The organism is Gemmiger qucibialis, from assembly GCF_027689445.1.
Classification (GTDB): Bacteria; Bacillota; Clostridia; order Oscillospirales; family Ruminococcaceae; genus Gemmiger; species Gemmiger qucibialis.
In genome coordinates, this window is record NZ_JAQFEN010000002.1 from 153,672 (window position 1) to 171,007 (window position 17,336).

19 protein-coding genes are annotated in these 17,336 nt (G+C 56.4%); 10 read left to right on the plus strand and 9 right to left on the minus strand.

Annotation, left to right across the window (positions count from 1 at the left end):
• Window positions 1–361: 361 nt before the first annotated feature.
• Both PG062_RS04595 and PG062_RS04600 read right to left on the minus strand, forming a co-directional pair.
• The gene (locus tag PG062_RS04595; RefSeq protein ID WP_114000022.1) at window positions 362–1,318 is read right to left on the minus strand and encodes a transketolase family protein; all 957 of its coding nucleotides are present in this window, start codon (window positions 1,316–1,318) and stop codon (window positions 362–364) included.
• Window positions 1,311–2,180, minus strand: coding sequence for a transketolase (locus tag PG062_RS04600; RefSeq protein WP_270751394.1), 870 nt, complete (start codon window positions 2,178–2,180; stop codon window positions 1,311–1,313). Before PG062_RS04600 ends, PG062_RS04595 begins: the two co-directional genes overlap by 8 nt.
• Window positions 2,181–2,516: 336 nt before the next feature.
• On the opposite strand from PG062_RS04600, the gene PG062_RS04605 reads away from it, so the two are divergent.
• The 8 genes from PG062_RS04605 to gdhA all read left to right on the plus strand — a co-directional run bounded on the left by PG062_RS04605 (window position 2,517) and on the right by gdhA (window position 11,165).
• Entirely contained in the window at window positions 2,517–2,675 is a 159-nt protein-coding gene (locus PG062_RS04605) for a hypothetical protein (RefSeq protein ID WP_158538853.1), read from the plus strand.
• Window positions 2,676–3,019: 344 nt separating this feature from the next.
• Window positions 3,020–3,862 carry a sulfide/dihydroorotate dehydrogenase-like FAD/NAD-binding protein gene (locus PG062_RS04610; RefSeq protein WP_270751395.1) on the plus strand — a complete coding sequence of 281 codons (843 nt, stop codon included), beginning with the start codon at window positions 3,020–3,022 and terminating at the stop codon, window positions 3,860–3,862.
• Window position 3,863: 1 nt separating this feature from the next.
• Window positions 3,864–5,264 (plus strand): NADPH-dependent glutamate synthase, encoded by a 1,401-nt coding sequence (gene gltA, locus PG062_RS04615; protein ID WP_270751396.1) that lies wholly within the window; start codon window positions 3,864–3,866, stop codon window positions 5,262–5,264.
• A gap of 969 nt (window positions 5,265–6,233) precedes the next feature.
• Window positions 6,234–7,382, plus strand: coding sequence for a metallophosphoesterase (locus PG062_RS04620; RefSeq protein ID WP_270751397.1), 1,149 nt, complete (start codon window positions 6,234–6,236; stop codon window positions 7,380–7,382).
• A gap of 629 nt (window positions 7,383–8,011) precedes the next feature.
• Window positions 8,012–8,419, plus strand: coding sequence for a helix-turn-helix domain-containing protein (locus tag PG062_RS04625; protein ID WP_270751398.1), 408 nt, complete (start codon window positions 8,012–8,014; stop codon window positions 8,417–8,419).
• A gap of 45 nt (window positions 8,420–8,464) precedes the next feature.
• Window positions 8,465–8,617, plus strand: coding sequence for a hypothetical protein (locus PG062_RS04630; RefSeq protein WP_270751399.1), 153 nt, complete (start codon window positions 8,465–8,467; stop codon window positions 8,615–8,617).
• Window positions 8,614–9,609, plus strand: a complete 996-nt coding sequence (locus tag PG062_RS04635; protein WP_270751400.1) for a 2-hydroxyacid dehydrogenase — start codon at window positions 8,614–8,616, stop codon at window positions 9,607–9,609. Before PG062_RS04630 ends, PG062_RS04635 begins: the two co-directional genes overlap by 4 nt.
• A gap of 209 nt (window positions 9,610–9,818) precedes the next feature.
• Complete coding sequence (gene gdhA / locus PG062_RS04640) at window positions 9,819–11,165, plus strand: NADP-specific glutamate dehydrogenase (RefSeq protein WP_114000016.1); 1,347 nt, start codon at window positions 9,819–9,821, stop codon at window positions 11,163–11,165.
• 97 nt (window positions 11,166–11,262) lie between these two features.
• Here the strand turns inward: gdhA and PG062_RS04645 are convergent, their stop codons facing one another.
• On the minus strand, window positions 11,263–11,541 hold the full coding sequence (locus PG062_RS04645) for a DUF3796 domain-containing protein (RefSeq protein ID WP_270751401.1): 279 nt from the start codon (window positions 11,539–11,541) through the stop codon (window positions 11,263–11,265).
• A gap of 107 nt (window positions 11,542–11,648) precedes the next feature.
• On the opposite strand from PG062_RS04645, the gene PG062_RS04650 reads away from it, so the two are divergent.
• A complete protein-coding gene (locus PG062_RS04650) occupies window positions 11,649–12,182 on the plus strand; it encodes a transcription repressor NadR (RefSeq protein ID WP_114000015.1) in 534 nt (177 codons plus the stop codon).
• A 224-nt stretch (window positions 12,183–12,406) separates the two neighbouring features.
• Here PG062_RS04650 and PG062_RS04655 read toward each other — a convergent pair whose 3' ends face one another.
• From PG062_RS04655 to PG062_RS04665, 3 genes are read right to left on the minus strand one after another with little or no spacing between them, the layout of a single operon-like run.
• A complete protein-coding gene (locus tag PG062_RS04655) occupies window positions 12,407–12,652 on the minus strand; it encodes a helix-turn-helix domain-containing protein (RefSeq protein ID WP_270751402.1) in 246 nt (81 codons plus the stop codon).
• A gap of 2 nt (window positions 12,653–12,654) precedes the next feature.
• A complete protein-coding gene (locus tag PG062_RS04660) occupies window positions 12,655–13,086 on the minus strand; it encodes a hypothetical protein (RefSeq protein WP_114001278.1) in 432 nt (143 codons plus the stop codon).
• A 40-nt stretch (window positions 13,087–13,126) separates the two neighbouring features.
• Window positions 13,127–13,492, minus strand: a complete 366-nt coding sequence (locus PG062_RS04665) for a helix-turn-helix domain-containing protein (RefSeq protein WP_114001279.1) — start codon at window positions 13,490–13,492, stop codon at window positions 13,127–13,129.
• Window positions 13,493–13,614: 122 nt separating this feature from the next.
• Here PG062_RS04665 and PG062_RS04670 point away from each other — a divergent pair, with 122 nt between their 5' ends.
• Complete coding sequence (locus PG062_RS04670; protein ID WP_270751403.1) at window positions 13,615–14,073, plus strand: hypothetical protein; 459 nt, start codon at window positions 13,615–13,617, stop codon at window positions 14,071–14,073.
• Window positions 14,074–14,092: 19 nt separating this feature from the next.
• Here the strand turns inward: PG062_RS04670 and PG062_RS04675 are convergent, their stop codons facing one another.
• The 3 genes from PG062_RS04675 to PG062_RS04685 form a co-directional block, all read right to left on the minus strand.
• Window positions 14,093–14,398: a winged helix-turn-helix domain-containing protein gene (locus PG062_RS04675; RefSeq protein WP_114001280.1), complete on the minus strand. Its 306-nt coding sequence runs from the start codon at window positions 14,396–14,398 to the stop codon at window positions 14,093–14,095.
• A gap of 852 nt (window positions 14,399–15,250) precedes the next feature.
• Window positions 15,251–16,645, minus strand: coding sequence for a sensor histidine kinase (locus PG062_RS04680; RefSeq protein WP_270751404.1), 1,395 nt, complete (start codon window positions 16,643–16,645; stop codon window positions 15,251–15,253).
• Window positions 16,638–17,336, minus strand: coding sequence for a response regulator transcription factor (locus tag PG062_RS04685; RefSeq protein WP_114001146.1), 699 nt, complete (start codon window positions 17,334–17,336; stop codon window positions 16,638–16,640). The genes PG062_RS04680 and PG062_RS04685 overlap by 8 nt, the downstream gene beginning before the upstream one ends.

Below are 17,336 nucleotides of genomic sequence, written 5' to 3' on the forward strand. Positions count from 1 at the left end.
TCCCGCCTTACGGCTTAAGCACCGCTCCGACGGCTGCGGCACGGCATCTGCGTTGCCAAAATGCTCGATAATGTCGGGCTGCGGTACCCGCATCGTGCTTCGGGGGCAAAAGCCCCTCGCACTCTGCGACCGCTGCCCCTGCTTCGGTTCGCTGTTTCCGCCACTGGCGGCGCTCACCTTTGCAGCATCCAGTATTATCTGCGCTTTTGGCCTAGCATCTGCCGCACCTCGCTCGCCGTATCGGCACTTAGAATTATGCGGTATTGCCCTAAATCCAACAAACAAAAACACCCCGCCGCCCGGCGTTTGAACCGGATGGCGGGGTGTTGCTTATTGAATCAAATGGGGCGGGGGAAAGAGCTTACTGGTCCTCTTTCACAAAGCTGCGCACGGCATCGGCAATGGCGTCGGCGGTCAGGCCGTAATCGCGCAGAACCTCCCATGCGGGGCCGGAATGGCCGAATTTATCCTGCACACCAATGCGGCGCACGGGCGTGGGGGCCTTCTCGCTCAGCAGACTACAAACAGCCTCGCCCAGGCCGCCGATCACGCTGTGCTCTTCCACCGTGATGATTTTGTGGCACTCGCGGGCAGCGCGCAGAACGATCTCTTCGTCCAGCGGCTTGATGGTGGGCATGTTGATCACGCGCACACTGATGGCATCCTGACGCTTCAGGGTGACAGCAGCCTTCAGAGCTTCGCTGGTCATCAGACCGGTGGAGATGATGGCCAGATCAAAACCGTCGCACAGAACCTCGCCCTTGCCGATTTCAAAAGTATAGTTATTGGCATCATGCAGGGAAGGGGTGGCCAGACGGCTGAAACGCAGGTAAACGGGGCCCTTGTGGGCGTAAGCGGCGCGCACAGCGGCACGGGCTTCCAGATCATCAGAGGGGCAGATCACGACCATGCCGGGGATGGTGCGCATCAGCGCAAAGTCCTCGCAGCACTGGTGGGAAGCACCGTCCTCGCCGACGGACAGGCCGCCATGGGTGGCAGCAATCTTGACGTTCAGCTCGGGGTAACCAATGCTGTTGCGGATCTGCTCAAAAGCGCGGCCCGCAGCAAACATGGCAAACGAGGAAACAAAAGGCACATAGCCAAAGGTGGACATGCCGGCGGCTACACCGACCATGTTGCACTCGGCAATGCCGCAGTCAAAAAAGCGTTCAGAATATTTTTTTGCAAATACTGAGGTACGGGTCGAAGCGGACAAATCCGCATCAAATACCACGATATCGTCATGGCCTGCATCGGCCAGTTCCAGCAGCGCAGCACCGTAGCTGTCGCGCGTGGCAATGCTCTTGTTATCAGCCATTGATCCGTTCAGCCTCCTTTTCCATCACTTCATAGCTGGCGCGCAGCTCGGCCATCGCCTTGTCATACTCGGCATCGTTGGGGGCTTTGCCGTGCCAATCCACAGCGTTCTCCATAAAGCTCACGCCCAGGCCCTTGGTGGTGTGCAGCAGGAAGCAGGTCGGCTTGCCGGAACCATGGGAGCGGTCAAACAGGATGAATGCCTGCTCCAGATCAGCCAGGCTGTTACCGTTGCAGATGATGGTGTTAAAGCCGAAGGCATCCATCTTCTGGTCCAGCGGTTCGCTGTTCATGACCTTGGCGGTGGGGCCGTCAATCTGCAGGCCGTTCACGTCGATCATGATGCAGAGGTTATCCAGCTTATAGTGGTTGGCAAACATAAATGCTTCCCAGCACTCGCCCTCTTCGATCTCGCCGTCACCCAGCAGGGTGTACACGTTGATGTCGGGGTTCTTCATCTTGGCGGCCAGTGCCATGCCGGCTGCGGCGGAAACACCCTGGCCCAGGCTGCCGGTGCTCATATCAACACCGGGAACCGTGTTCATGTTGGGGTGGCCCTGCAGGTAGCTGCCGGAGCGGCGCAGGGTAGGCAGGTCAGCCACGGGGAAGAACCCGCGCTCTGCCAGCACCGAGTACAGACCCGGCGCTGCATGGCCCTTGGAAAGCACAAAACGGTCACGGTCAGGGTCCTGCGGGTTCTGCGGATCGATCTGCATTTCCTTAAAGTATAAGTAAGTCAGCACATCAGCAGCAGAAAGGCTGCCGCCCGGGTGCCCGCTTTTGCCGCCATGGGTCGCTTCAATAATGCCCATGCGCACGCGGGTCGCAGTCATTTTTAACTGCAGCATCTCTTGCTTTGTCATATCCGTATTCCTCCAGCCGGGTGCAGCTACACCCGTATTATCTACTATTATATTATACACGCCCTGCAAAAGGACGCAATAATTTTGTAAAAATAAAACGGCAGATATTTTGATACAGTATAGCATAAAAAGCTACAGTTTTCCAGTGAAAAAACTGGAAAACGCTGTCAAATATTATCAGTTTGCCGCGCATGGATAAAGTTTTGGTGCAACTGCTGAATTTTCTGTACGCAGCATGGGCGAAATTTTACACTGCCTGCCCTTGTAAGCTGCTCCAAAAGATGGCACAATAAAAAGTAAGGCTACTTTTAGCCGGCCGGAAAAGGGGGCAGCAACATGGCAAACGGCATTTATATCCAGGCGGAGTACCGTGGAAAATTGATCCGCAAAATTGTCTGTAACGGCGAAGAACGCTGGTTTATCGGCTCAGACTGTGCAGTCACCTACCTGACCCTGCAGGCATGCAAAGCCGCCATTGACGCTTTGACGGTGTGAACAGCGCAGACAGGACGGTACCGCATGTCATAACTTGGTATGCCCAAATATTCTGTGGAGGCCGTAGGAACGCACATTGTGTGCCCACCAACCTGATGATGCAGCGGCTTTTCCGGGAAACAGCATACATGGAGAAAGACTGCGGGCGAACAATGTTCGCCCCGACAGAGCATTCTTTGACACACTGCGACGATAAAACACCACACTTTACCGCTTTACAATCCTGAAAAAAGCTGGTAAAGTAAATATGGTACAATGATACCATCTACCCTTTTGCCTGCTTGTGCGCATTTGGCAGGCGGGGGACGGAATGATAAAACGGAGAAAAAGCGAGGTTAGAACAAGTGTTCAAGATCGTTAAAAAGCGGGAATTGAACCCCACAGTGACCGAAATGGTCATTGAAGCACCGCTGATTGCCAAAAAGGCGAAAGCGGGCCAGTTCATCATCATCCGCGCCAAGGAGGATTCCGAGCGCATCCCCCTGACGATTGCCCATTATGATGCCGCAGCAGGCACTGTGGCCATCATTTTCCAGATCGTCGGCGCAGGCACCATGCAGCTGAACTCCCTCAAAGAGGGCGAGTATGTGCATGACTTTGTCGGCCCGCTGGGCAAAGCAACTGAAATTGAAGGGCTCAAAAATGTCTGCGTGGTCGGCGGCGGCGTCGGCTGCGCCATTGCCCTGCCCGTTGCCCAGGCCCTCAAGGCCCAGGGCACCAAGGTTACCGGCATCATCGGCTTCCGTAATAAAGACCTTGTCATCCTGGAAGACGAATTCCGCGCCTGCTGTGACGAGCTGATCATCATGTCCGATGACGGCTCTTACGGCCAGAAGGGCGTTGTGACGATGCCGCTGGAAGAAAAGATCAAGGCTGGCGCCAACTTTGACGAGGTCATCACCATCGGCCCGCTGATCATGATGAAGTTCGTTGTCAAGACCACCAAGCCTTATAACGTTAAGACCGTTGTTTCCATGAATCCCATCATGGTGGACGGCACCGGCATGTGCGGCGGCTGCCGCCTGACTGTGGGCGGCAAAACCAAGTTTGCCTGTGTGGATGGCCCCGATTTCGATGGCTTTGAAGTCGATTTTGATGAAGCCATGCACCGCGGCACCATGTACCGCGACTTTGAAACCCACGCGCGGGAAGCGGAATGCAACCTGCTGAAAAAGGAGGTTGAGTAACATGCCGAATATGGACCCGAAAAAATGCCCCATGCCCAGCCAGGACCCCAACATCCGCAACAAAAACTTTAAGGAAGTTGCCCTGGGCTATACCGCTGAAATGGCTGTGAACGAAGCCAAGCGCTGCCTGCAGTGCAAAAAGCCCGCCTGCCGCACCGGCTGCCCTGTTCAGATCGATATTCCCGCCTTTATTGCCGAAGTGGCAAAAGGCGATTTTGAAGCTGCTTACCAGGTCATCGCAAAGTCCAGCGCGCTGCCCGCTGTCTGTGGCCGTGTCTGCCCGCAGGAGAACCAGTGCGAGGGCAAGTGCGTGCGCGGCATCAAGGGCGAACCCGTCGGCATTGGCCGCCTGGAGCGCTTTGTGGCTGACTGGCACCGTGAAAACGTCCACACCCCGGCTGCCAAGCCGGAGCCGAACGGCCATAAGGTGGCAGTTATCGGTGCAGGTCCTTCCGGCCTGACTGTTGCCGGCGACCTGGCCAAGCTGGGCTATAAGGTTACCGTATACGAAGCCCTGCACGTTGCAGGCGGCGTTCTGATGTACGGCATTCCGGAGTTCCGTCTGCCCAAGGATATTGTGCAGCACGAAGTGGAAGGCCTGAAAGAGCTGGGTGTTGATATTGAGTGCAACATGGTCATCGGCAAGGTGCTGACCGTTGACGAGCTGATGAACGACTATGGCTTTGAGGCAATCTATATCGCTTCCGGCGCCGGTCTGCCCCGCTTTATGGGCATCCCCGGCGAGAGCCTGAAGGGCGTTTACTCTGCTAACGAGTACCTGACCCGCGTGAACCTGATGAAAGCATACCAGCCCGGCAGCCGCACCCCCATCATGAAGAGCCGTGCCGTTGCCGTTGTGGGCGGCGGCAACGTCGCCATGGACGCAGCCCGCTGCGCCAAGCGCCTGGGTGCCGAGCAGGTGTACATTGTATACCGCCGCGGCATGGCCGAACTGCCTGCCCGTAAGGAAGAAGTCGAGCATGCCGAGGAAGAGGGCATCATCTTCAAGACACTGACCAACCCGGTCGAGGTTCTGGGCGATGAAAACGGCTGCGTGAAGGGCATGACCTGCGTGGAGATGGAGCTGGGTGAACCCGATGCTTCCGGCCGCCGCCGCCCCATCGTCAAGGAGGGCAGCGAGTTTGAGCTGGATGTGGATACCATGATCATGGCTCTGGGCACCAGCCCCAACCCGCTGATCCGTTCCACTACCCCCGGCCTGGATACCGATAAGCACGGCTGCATCATCACCGATGGCCCCGATGGCCTGACCAGCCGCCCGTTCGTCTATGCCGGCGGCGATGCTGTTACCGGTGCCGCTACCGTCATTCTGGCTATGGGCGCCGGTAAGGAAGCCGCCAAGGCCATTGACGAAGCCATCAAGGCAAAAGAACAGGCATAACTGAATAAAGGCAACACCGCACAATTCCCGCCTTGCGGCTTAAGCACCGCTCCGGCGACTGCGGCACGGCATCTGCGTTGCCAAAATGCTCGATAATGTCGGGTTGCGGTACCCGCATCGTGCTTCGGGGGCAAAAGCCCCTCGCACTCTGCGACCGCTGCCCCTGCTTCGGTTCGCTGTTTCCGCCACTGGCGGCGCTCACCTTTGCAGCATCCAGTATTATCTGCGCTTTTGGCTTGGCATCTGCCGCACCTCGCTCGCCGTATCGGCACTTAGAATTATGCGGTATTGCCTAAAGACTTATCCCTGCTTTTTCCAGGCAGGCTGCCCGCAACCCCGCAGGCAGCCTGCCTGTTGTGTTTGTTGAGTTTGCCGGGCACGAGTGATACAATATCAGTTAGGAGTTAGGAGTTAGGAGTTAGGAGTTAGGAGTTAGGAGTTAGGAGTTAGGAGTTAGGAGTTAGGGGATAATTAGGAATTAGAAATGAGAAATTAGGAATTGGAGATGGGCCTTGTAGGGCGTGGTCACCCGACCACGCCGAAACCACGCCTTGGCACACTTTGCAGATCCTGTGCCAAATCTTTCCCAATTTGTAGGGGACGGCGTCCTCGACGTCCCGGGCGGGCGTAAAATTTATTGCACATTTGCAAAATGATTGGCCGTGTTGTCATTACCGCACCGTATGACAAGTCCTGCAGTAAATCTCATCACGGCATATGCAAATATGTCCCCGGAACGGTCAAGACCGTTCCCTACAGATTGTTTTTAGGGCTGTGGCAAATGATCTGTGTTCCTCCCCGGCGGGATGAGGGCATCCCGCCCTACAGATAATTTTACTGTTGTCTGCCGACAATAAAATCTTCCGTCCCATACCCCGCCCCACCTCAAATTCCTAATTTCTCATTGCTCATTTCTAATTCTCTCAACTCCTCCCTCCTAACTCCTAACTAAAGAACGGAGGTCCTGCAATGTACGGGCATTTTATCCAGTTCACCATCCCCAAAATCGGCAAGGTCCTTGTGGCGGTGGTGCTGTATCTGAATTTTCTCAAACTGCCGTTTGTGGCCTGCTTTGCGGGTGCTCATCCGGCGGTGTATCTGCTGCTGCCGCTGTTGCTGCTGGCTGTTATGTCCTGGATCGGGCGGGACCCGCTCGGCCCCGGCATGATCGTCAACTCCCATCTGACCGGGCTGTATATCGCCGGGGACGTTGTGGGGTTGCTGGCTCGTGCAATCGGCGGAACGGTGCTGACGGTCTGGCAGACCATCTGGATGGGCGGTCTGCTGGTCTGGGTGGGCACGGCCGCCATGATGGTCTGGAGCTATTTCAAGGCTATGCACCTGGTTACCACCACCTATCGCCTGCAAACCACCAAGCCCCTGCCGGGCGGCAAACTGCGGGTGCTGCAAATCAGCGACCTGCACCCCGGCAAAGGTGCCGTGGACCGCAAGCGCATCCCGGAGCTGAACCGCCGCATCCGGGAACTGAACCCCGATATGATCCTTTTCACCGGCGATATTTTTGACGAGCATGTGGAACGCCCGGATTTTGATTCCTTCAATGCCTTCTTTGCCACGCTGGATCCGCCCGGCGGCAAGTGGTTCGTGTTGGGCAACCATGATCTGTTCCACCACTGGCGGGAGCCGAGCTATGGCCGCGCGGACCTGGAGGGCGCTTTTGCGCGGGCGCACATTCGCATTCTGGAGGATGTTTCCCAGCTGGCCTATGTGGGTAAAGATGCCACCCCGGTGCGTATTGTGGGCCGCAAGGACTGGCTGTACACCCAGGGTAACCGCTTTACCCCCGCCCAGCTGATGCCGAACGGCCCGGACAATGTGTATACCATCCTGCTGGACCACGAGCCGCGCGAGCTGAAAGCCGATGCCGCAGCCGGTGCAAACCTGATTTTGAGCGGTCACACCCACGGCGGTCAGATCTGGCCCACCGGCCTTGTGGCAAAGCTGTTCCGCTATAATGAACTGAATTACGGCATGAAACAGATCACCCCCGCCTGCGCCGCCATTGTGAGCGGCGGCACCGGGACCTGGGGCTACAAGATTCGTACCGAGGGCAAGACCGAACTGGTGATGGTCGAGATCGAACAAAAGGATGCTTGACTTGGATATATTAAAGGCAACACCGCACAATTCCCGCCTAGCGGCTTAAGCACCGCTTCGGCGGCTGCGGCACGGCATCTGCGTTGCCAAAATGCTCGATAATGTCGGGTTGCGGTACCCGCATCGTGCTTCGGGGGCAAAAGCCCCTCGCACTCTGCGACCGCTGCCCCTGCTTCGGTTCGCTGTTTCCGCCACTGGCGGCGCTCACCTTTGCAGCATCCAGTATTATCTGCGCTTTTGGCTTAGCAGCTGCCGCACCTCGCTCGCCATATCGGCACTTAGAATTATGCGGTATTGCCTAAACAAATAATACAAACTGTATAACACTGCGCGCGCAGACAACCGCCGCCCGGCGGCCCGGTTTGCTGCGCTGGTTCTGCCAAAATCGGATCGCATGGTTTTGCACCCGCCTGGCCAGGTTTTTCCGGCGGGTGGGTGCTTTTTGATGCAAAATGGCCCCAAAACCGGCAAAATAGCAGGCTGCAACCCAAAGTATCGCCCCAGTTGGTGGCGGCAACCGGGTGCTTTCGCTATAATAAGGCCAGCAAAACACAAGGGGCCGGACCATCCGGCCGGGTTTTGCCGGGCGGTGCACCGCCCACTGCAAGCTGTTGATAGGAGATTATAAAATGAAATATCAAGTATTTGGCATTCTTTGGACGGTATTCAATCTTGCGCTCATGCTGGTTATGGGCATTGTCGGTATCTACCTGCTGTGGCTGGTCATCAAGGCGCTGAGGGTTTACATCAACTCCCACGAAGTGCGGGTAGAAAAGAAAGCCACCCGCAAGTCCCTGGCCGAAGCCCTGCGGGAGAACCGTGTGCGCTGCAAAATGACCCAGGAGTTTGTTTCGGAAACCATCGGTGTCAGCCGCCAGGCGGTATCCAAGTGGGAAAACGGCACCTCGGACCCCAACACCTCCAACCTGATCGCGCTGGCCAAGCTGTATGGTATTTCGGCGGAAGAGCTGCTGAAAAACGTGGAACACTCTGCCGGAACCGCCAAACCGAACGAAGGCAGCGAGAAAACCGTGTAAAAGAAAAACAGGGCATGCACCCCTTTTTTGCCACGTTTTGTTGCCTTGGCAACATTCAAAATGCTGAAAACTGGCTATACTAAAACCGTCGGATATGATAAAATATTAACGACCGAGCCGGAGTGTGCCGGAAAACAAAAGGATTCCGGTACGCCGCAACAAGAGGACGCCCGCAGGGCAGAAAAGGGAAAAGTATGAAGATCATTTTTTATGGCACCCGTGATTACGACCACCTGTATTTTGACGTTCTGGCCGCTGACCCGGACTATGGCTGCACCATCAAGTTCCTGGCGGCCAACCTGGACCCGGATACCGCCCAGCTGGCCGCGGGCGGCGATGCCGTCTGCGCCTTTGTCAACAGTGATTGCGGTGCCGAAACGCTGTCCGTGCTGGCCAAAGCGGGCATCAAGCTGCTGCTGATGCGCTGCGCGGGCTACAATAACGTGGACCTTGCCGCCGCCAAAGCCAACGGCATTACCGTTATGCGTGTGCCGGGCTACAGCCCGGAAGCCGTTGCCGAGCACGCCATGGCGTTGGCCCAGGCCGCAAACCGCCGCATCTGCAAGGCATATATCAAGGTGCGCAATAACAACTTTGCACTGGACGGCCTGCTGGGCCAAAACTTTTATGGCGCCTGCGCCGGCATTGTGGGCACCGGCCGCATTGGCGCCGCCATGGCGCGCATCTGCCACGGTTTTGGCATGAATGTGCTCTGCTATGACATGTACAAAAACCCCGAAGTGGAAACGTTTGCCCGCTATGTTTCGCTGGAAGAACTGCTGCAGAAAGCCGACCTGGTCAGCTTGCACTGCCCGCTGACCGAGGGTACCCATCACATGATTAACAAGGATACCATCGCCATGATGAGGGATTCTGCCATCCTGGTCAACACCAGCCGCGGCGGCCTGATCGACACCGACGCCCTGATCGAAGCCCTGCGCGCCCGCAAGTTCGGCGGCGTGGGCCTGGATGTGTACGAGGATGAGGATGACCAGGTGTTCCAGGATTTCTCCGACGATGTGCTGGAAAACGAGGTGGTGCCGGTGCTGCTCAGCTTCCCCAATGTGGTCATTACCAGCCACCAGGCGTTCTTTACCCGCACGGCATTGCAGAGCATTGCGGCCATCACGCTGGAAAATGCCCGTGCCTTTGCCCGCGGTGAAGAACTGAAAAATGAGGTAAAAGCGTAAAAAACTATCATTTGTGTGCAAATGGAATACACTTGCCGCTATCGCACAAACAAAATTTTTCAAAAAATATTGTCAAATGCGCTTTAGCGTGCTAATATAAATACCGGTGAAAGAAATAGAGGACCGCGCGCTTTCCGCCAGTTTCAAGGGGTCCGGCAGTGCGGCCGGAAGCGGAAAACAGCAGCCCACCAAAAAGGAGAGTGTATACCATGTCTATTAAAAATGCTTATCTGAACGAAGTGTACCAGGGCCTTGCAAAGCGCAATGCTGAGCAGAAGGAATTCCTGCAGGCTGTTGAGGAAGTTCTCGAAAGCCTGGAGCCCGTTGTTGAGGCCCATCCTGAATATGAAAAGGCAAGCCTGATCGAGCGCCTGGTTGAGCCGGAGCGCATCATCATGTTCCGTGTGCCTTGGGTGGATGACGCCGGCAAGGTGCAGGTCAACCGCGGCTACCGTGTGCAGTTCAACTCTGCCATCGGCCCCTACAAAGGCGGCCTGCGCTTCCATTCTTCTGTCAACCTGTCTATCCTCAAGTTCCTGGGCTTTGAGCAGTGCTTCAAGAACAGCCTGACCAGCCTGCCCATGGGCGGTGGCAAGGGCGGTTCTGACTTTGACCCCCACGGCAAGAGCGACGCCGAAGTTATGCGCTTCTGCCAGAGCTTTATGACCGAGCTGTACCGCCACATTGGCCCCGATACCGATGTGCCCGCCGGTGATATCGGCGTTGGCGGCCGTGAGATCGGCTTCCTGTTTGGCCAGTACAAGCGCATCCGCGACGAGTACTCCGGCATCCTGACCGGCAAGGGCATCCCGTTCGGCGGTTCCCTGGCCCGTACCGAGGCTACCGGCTACGGCCTGTGCTACTTTGCCAAGGAAATGCTGGCTGATGCTGGCAAGAGCTTTGAGGGCCAGCGTGTGGTCATCTCCGGCTCCGGCAACGTTGCTACCTATGCAAACCAGAAAGCTACCCAGATGGGCGGCAAGGTTATCGCCATGAGCGACTCCAACGGCTACATCGTGGACGAGAACGGCATTGACTACAAGGTCATCAAGGAAATCAAGGAAGTCAAGCGTGCCCGCATCAAGACTTACCTGGATTACGTTCCCACCGCTAAGTACGTTGAGGGCAGCAAGGGCATCTGGACTGTTCCCTGCGATATCGCTCTGCCCTGCGCAACCCAGAACGAGCTGCAGCTGGAAGGTGCCGAGGCACTGGTTGCCAACGGCTGCTACGCTGTTGCCGAAGGTGCTAACATGCCTTCTACCCCGGAAGCAATCGCTTACCTGCAGAGCCACGGTATCCTGTTCGCTCCCGCTAAGGCAGCCAACGCCGGCGGCGTTGCTACTTCCGGCCTGGAAATGAGCCAGAACAGCCTGCGCCTCTCCTGGACCTTTGAAGAGGTTGACGAGCGCCTGCACAACATCATGGTCAACATCTACAAGAACGCTGCCGATGCAGCCGAGCGTTACGGCATGAAGGGCAACCTGGTTGCCGGTGCCAACATCGCAGGCTTCGAGAAGATCGCCAGCGCTATGATGAGCCAGGGTGTGGTTTGATTTTTCCCCCACGCTTCAAACAGAATATAGCCTGAAATAACACACCGGGCCGCATGCAATATTACATGCGGCCCGGTGTTTGTTATGTGCTTAAAAATTACTCAAAAATAAAAATCTCTTCAATCGGTGCTTCCACCGTGCGGGAAATATCCACAGTCAGCTGCGCTTTGGCGCAGTTTTCAGTGCAACGCTTGTCTATCAGCGCGTGGGACATTCTGCCCTCAAAAAAGAACCCGAAAAAGCCAAAGAACAAAAAGAATGCAAAGGGAAAACTTCCTCGGTCTGCGGGTAAACCCAGAACCCCAGCAACCCTAAAAAGCCCGGCAACCCTAAAAATCCAAGCCGCTTGCCGGGAATTTTCGCCATCCGTTTGCACCGGTGCGCGGCAGGTGCTATACTGTTTACAGAACCCATGCGAAAGGAAGTAGCAAACGCCATGAACGATGCAGAACTGGACAGCCTGATGGGAAAGGGGGCACCCGTATGACGACCGCACAGCGCCGGGAAGAAATCTTGGCCCTGCTTAACCAGGCCGATGCCCCCATTGCCGCCAAGGACCTGGCCGCGCGGTTTGGGGTCAGCCGCCAGGTGATCGTGCAGGACCTTGCCGTGATCCGGGCATCCCGGCCCAATATCATCTCGACCAACCGCGGCTATATCCTGCAGCAGCAGGAAACCGGCTGCCTGCGGGAGTTTAAGGTCCGCCACACCCCGGAGCAGGCCGGGCAAGAGTTGAACCTGATCGTGGACCACGGCGGCCGGGTGAAAAATATCAGCATCAGCCACCGCGTTTATGGGCGCATCACCGCGGAAATGGATATCCGCTCCCGCCAGGATGTGCAGGAGTTTTTGCAGGCATTGGCAGGCGGCGCTTCCACCGTGCTTTCCACCGCAACGGACGGCTACCACTACCACCTTGTGGAAGCCGCCACCCCCGACCGCCTGGATTTGATCGGCCAGGCATTGCAGGATGCCGGTTTCCTGGCACCATTGCAGCCGTGGGAGAAAGAAAAGTAAGGGCAACACCGCACAATTCCCGCCTTGCGGCTTAAGCACCGCTCCGGCAGCTGCGGCACGGCATCTGCGTTGCCAAAATGCTCGATAAGACATCCAGTATTATCTGCGCTTTTGGCTTGGCATCTGCCGCACCTCGCTCGCCGTATCGGCACTTAGAATTATGCGGTATTGCCTAAGTAAAATAGAAAAGCGGCCGTTTGAGCTTTTGGGTTCAAACGGTCGTTTTATTTTTGGCTTTTTTCGCTGTAAGGGCTGTGCGGTTCACCCTCGGCAGGTTCAACATAGGTTATCAGGTCCTCAACCCGGCAGTGGAAAATCTGGCAGAAGTCGTCCAGCTTGGCCGTGGTAATGCCCTGCCCCTTGCGGATGCGGTCAATGGTGCCGCTGCTGATGTTGTAATGGTTGATCAGTGTATAAGTGCTTTCCCCGCACCGCTTCATCGTTTCCCAGAATTTGTCGTATACAATCATGGTTACGCTTTTTCCTCAGCCCCAAAGCTATACCCCATATCGCGGTACAGAGCATAGGCTTTGCGCAGGAAATCTTCGGTTACGCAAAAGTATTCGGCGGCATCGGCAAGGGTGTCGCCGCGGCGCAGGCGGGCGGCAAGTTCGGGGTAGGGGATGTGCTTGAGCACGGCGGCTTTGTCGGCCCGGTATTCGGCCTGCGCTTTGAGCTGGTAGGGCGAATACGGCAGATAGAACGCGCCGCTGGCAAAGTGCCCGTCCTCGTGGATCAGGGCGGTGCGCACCTCGGCGGAAGAATCAAACCGCGCGGTGTTGATGCCCACAATGCGCCCGTTCTGCAAAGAAAGGCAGCGCATGCTGCGCAGCGGGCATTCCGCCACGGTAATGCCTTCCCGGTCCATCTCGTCCAGTGTGGCTGCAAGGGTATATTTGAACATTCGTGCCCCTCCCGCAAGCGCAGGCCCGGCCAAAGGCGGCTTACTGCTTGCCCTGGTTGATCTCCGCACGCAGGCGGATCAGGGTGGCAATATCAGCCTTGTCCTCTTCGGTCAGGTAGCGCTTCAAGTTCTCATAAGCGGCAATGGGCTCATCGCGGATCAGGTCCGAAACGGCATCCGTCTGGTCCGGCTCGGTTTCCAGCGGTTCATCCCCGGCAAGCTGGGCGATGGTAACGCCAAAATACTCGGCAATGGGCCGCGCGTGCTTCAGCGTCAGCTGTTTGGTGCGGCCGGATGCCAGCTCCGACAGGGTGCTGCGCGGGATTTTCAGCGCGCGGCACATTTTGGTTACGTCAGTGCCGTCGCGGCGGCACAGCTCCTGGATGATATCATACATTCTGCTCATGGCGGGAGCCTCACTTTACCTGCACTGCGCGGGGCAGAACCACGCAGTGATTAAATTCTGTTCCTGTATTCAGGATACCCCCGCCGCAAGGGAATGTCAAGCCTGCTGCTTACATTTTTGCCTTGGGTGTACCTGAAAAGGCGAAAATAAGCGGTTTTTCGCAAGTGCAGTTTTGTGGTTTGCGCCTGCAAAACAGCCGTGATTTTTTTCAGATACACCCGAATACCCTCATTATACCACAAGGCAAGGGCGATAAACCGGACTTTGACGGGCACAAACGGAAAAAATATTGGGCAATACCGCATAATTCTAAGTGCCGATACGGCGAGCGAGGTGCGGCAGATGCCAAGCCAAAAGCGCAGATAATACTGGATGCTGCAAAGGTGAGCGCCGCCAGTGGCGGAAACAGCGAACCGAAGCAGGGGCAGCGGTCGCAGAGTGCGAGGGGCTTTTGCCCCCGAAGCACGATGCGGGTACCGCAACCCGACATTATCGAGCATTTTGGCAACGCAGATGCCGTGCCGCAGCTGCCGGAGCGGTGCTTAAGCCGCAAGGCGGGAATTGTGCGGTGTTGCCATTGATTTGTGTTCCCAATTATGTTCAGGAAAGGGTATACCCCACACGGTAAATGGTCTGGATCTCCTGTTTCAGCCCCAGTTTGCGGCGCAAATGCTGGATATGTACATCCACCGTGCGGGTAATGCCGATGCAGGGGTAACCCCAGGCGGTATGCAGCAGGTCGCCGCGGCTTACAGCCTGGCCGCGGTGGTCAAACAGCACTTGCAGCAGGGCAAACTCCTGCGGGGTCAGGAGAATATCCTCCCCGTGGCGCGTAACGGCGCGCGCCTGCCAGTCAATATTCAAATCCTTGTAATGCGTTGCGGTATAAGTGCTGTGCATTCCCATACGATAACCTCCTTTGGCGGAAAATTTCAACTTTCTATAATATATAAACGAGGCATGTAACCAAGATGTTACAACTGTAAATGTAAAAGATTTATGTCTTTGAACAATGTTTTCAACTTTTCCACAGTGGAAACGGTGGGAAAATCTGTGAAAAACGTTGAAAACTCAGAGTTGCAAAATTGCGCAGGAATAGATGACGAAATATCGTGTGATTATTTTGCAGAGATAGTGGAAAACTGACCGTAAACAGGAGAAATTATCCGCAAAAAATGTGGTCAATGTTGAAAACTGCCCTGTGGCAGGGTGGGAAATGGGGAACTTTTGCCGGAAATGTTGTGCGCGGGAGGGAGACATGGGACGGTTGACGGGAAAATAAAGGGGGAGGGCGGGGTGACTGACGAGCCTAAATTTCGCCAGTCATACGCCCCATGCCTTAAACATTGCAAATCATGTGTAGGGGACGATGCTTGCTGTCGTCCCGCTGACCCCGCCGGAACTTTGCCTGGTTGCAAGTGAAAACTGGCGCAAGGAACAAGAAAAGAAAAAAGCATGTGCCCCATCCCTCAAAGATGTAAGCACGTGCCTTTTTCTATTTCTATGGCAATACCGCATAATTCTAAGTGCCGATACGGCGAGCGAGGTGCGGCAGATGCTAAGCCAAAAGCGCAGATAATACTGGATGTCTTATCGAGCATTTTGGCAACGCAGATGCCGTGCCGCAGCCGCCGAAGCGGTGCTTAAGCCGTAAGGCGGGAATTATGCGGTATTGCCCTATAATTCTATTCTATCGCCATTAAAGTTTTTCGCCAGGACTTTTTTCAAAAAGACCGCCAATCTCCCGTAAATAGAACCTCACATCTTCGGGAAGATAATGCGGATGGTGGTGCCGGTGCCGACGGTGGATTCCAGATCAATGCGCGCACCGTGCAGAACAGCGATATGCTTGACAATGGCGAGCCCCAGGCCTGTTCCGCCGGTCGCCTTGGAGCGGGATTTGTCCACTCGGTAAAAGCGCTCAAACACGCGGCTCTGGCTGTCCTGTGGGATGCCGATGCCATTGTCCTCCACGCAGAAATACGGGCAACCGTCCGCATTGGTGCCGCAGCTCAGCTCCACATGGCCACCCGGCCGGTTGTAGCGGATGGCATTGTCGCACAGGTTGGTTACAAGCTCGGTCAACAGGTCGTGGCTGCCGCGCACCGTAACGGGCTGTACTTTGTATTGCAGCGTAATGTAGGCTTTGCGGGCGTTCACCGTCATGTTGGTGGCAACATCTTTGACCAGCACGCCAAGGTCTACCGGTACAAAATCGGCGGTGGGGCTGTTTTCCTGATGCTTGCTCATGCCGTCCAGTTCCGAAAGCTGCAAAATATCCGATACCAGCGTGATCATGCGCTGGGCTTCCTTGTGGATACGGTGGCCAAAGGTGGGAATGTCCTCCTGTTTTGCCATGCCGTTTTCAATCAGCTCTGCATAGCCGGAAATGCTTGTCAGCGGGGTTTTCAGCTCGTGGCTGACATTAGCGGTAAACTCCCGGCGGATGGTCTCATTGTCCTCCCGCAGCTTGCGGTCAGACTGTACCGTGTGCGCCAGCGGGATCAGCTCCTCATACGGCACATTGGCCTCGATGCAGTCCAGGTGCTCCGCCATTCGGGTGATGGGCTGCACCAGATGCTTGGTAATGACCTGCGCCAGCACCAGCGCCAGAATGATGATAAGGATGCACCCGGCCACCAGAACGGGCAGCACGCGGTTGTAGCTGCTCCACATGTTGCTGGTTTCGTCCGCCAGCCGCAAAACGCTTCCGTCCGTCAGGCGCACGGCATAGTAATGGGTGTCGTACCCAAGGGTTGCACTGCGGCGCACGCTGGCACCAGTGCCCTCTGCCATAGCCTGCTGGATCTCTGGGCGGTTGGCATGGTTGGGCAAGGTGCTGGGATCAGCAGTGGCAGAATCGTACAAAACGGTGCCATCCTGGGCCACAAGGGTCAGACGCAGGCCGTCTGCATACTGGGCCAGCTGCTCTGGCTGTGGGTCGGCAGAATGCTCATACCCCACCGCAATAGCTTCCACCGTGCGGGAAAGGTCGGTGTCAAACTGCTCGGCAAAAGCGTGCTGGAACAGCAGCGCTGCCCCCACCACGCTGAGCAGGAGGGACAAAATACCCACAGCCATCAAAGTGGTGCGCAACAGGTGAGCCATGCTGCGCGGCGCAGTGATGTGGGCGGTTTCGGCGGTATCAGGCATCTTCCCCGGCCTCCGTGCCCTTGGCGGACAGTTTGTACCCCACCTTGCGCACGGTGCAGATGGCGTCCCCGGCGTGGCCCAGCTTTTGGCGCAGGGTCCGCACGTGCATGTCAATGGTGCGGCTTTCCAACAGGTCGTCGGTATCCCACACGGCTTTCATGATGCGCTCGCGGGCCAGAACTTCTTCGGGATGCTCCAAAAAGAAATGCAGCAGCGAATATTCCTTAAAGGTCAGCTCCACCGGCTCACCGTCCACCGTAACGGTGCGGGCAACGTCATCCAGCGTGATGTCTCCAAACCGCAGGGTGGTGGTGCTGGCTGGTGCGGTGCTGGCGCGGCGCAGCACCGCCTTGACGCGGCTGATGAACTCCATAATGCCGAACGGCTTGCAGAGGTAATCGTCTGCACCGTGGTCCAGCCCTTTTACCACATCAATCTCGCTGGTTTTGGCTGTGACCATGATGACTGGTACGGTGCGGGTCGCGGCGGTCTCCCGCAGGCGGCCCAAAATCTGGTAGCCGTCCTCATCGGGCAGCATAACGTCCAGAATCACCAGGTCGGGCACGGTCTCCCGCACGGCAGCCCAGAAGGAAGCCCCGTCCTCAAACCCGCGGACGGTGTACTGGTTGGTTTGCAGAGCATACTGCTCCAGCTCACGGATGGATGCGTCATCTTCAACAATATAGATCAT

Coding starts and splice junctions, on each gene's coding strand:
- PG062_RS04595 (WP_114000022.1), bottom strand. CDS start 1,318: ATGGCTGATAACAAGAGCATTGCCACGCGCGACAGCTACGGTGCTGCG.
- PG062_RS04600 (WP_270751394.1), bottom strand. CDS start 2,180: ATGACAAAGCAAGAGATGCTGCAGTTAAAAATGACTGCGACCCGCGTG.
- PG062_RS04605 (WP_158538853.1), top strand. CDS start 2,517: ATGGCAAACGGCATTTATATCCAGGCGGAGTACCGTGGAAAATTGATC.
- gltA (WP_270751396.1), top strand. CDS start 3,864: ATGCCGAATATGGACCCGAAAAAATGCCCCATGCCCAGCCAGGACCCC.
- PG062_RS04620 (WP_270751397.1), top strand. CDS start 6,234: ATGTACGGGCATTTTATCCAGTTCACCATCCCCAAAATCGGCAAGGTC.
- PG062_RS04625 (WP_270751398.1), top strand. CDS start 8,012: ATGAAATATCAAGTATTTGGCATTCTTTGGACGGTATTCAATCTTGCG.
- PG062_RS04635 (WP_270751400.1), top strand. CDS start 8,614: ATGAAGATCATTTTTTATGGCACCCGTGATTACGACCACCTGTATTTT.
- gdhA (WP_114000016.1), top strand. CDS start 9,819: ATGTCTATTAAAAATGCTTATCTGAACGAAGTGTACCAGGGCCTTGCA.
- PG062_RS04650 (WP_114000015.1), top strand. CDS start 11,649: ATGACGACCGCACAGCGCCGGGAAGAAATCTTGGCCCTGCTTAACCAG.
- PG062_RS04655 (WP_270751402.1), bottom strand. CDS start 12,652: ATGATTGTATACGACAAATTCTGGGAAACGATGAAGCGGTGCGGGGAA.
- PG062_RS04660 (WP_114001278.1), bottom strand. CDS start 13,086: ATGTTCAAATATACCCTTGCAGCCACACTGGACGAGATGGACCGGGAA.
- PG062_RS04665 (WP_114001279.1), bottom strand. CDS start 13,492: ATGAGCAGAATGTATGATATCATCCAGGAGCTGTGCCGCCGCGACGGC.
- PG062_RS04675 (WP_114001280.1), bottom strand. CDS start 14,398: ATGGGAATGCACAGCACTTATACCGCAACGCATTACAAGGATTTGAAT.
- PG062_RS04680 (WP_270751404.1), bottom strand. CDS start 16,645: ATGCCTGATACCGCCGAAACCGCCCACATCACTGCGCCGCGCAGCATG.
- PG062_RS04685 (WP_114001146.1), bottom strand. CDS start 17,336: ATGATCTATATTGTTGAAGATGACGCATCCATCCGTGAGCTGGAGCAG.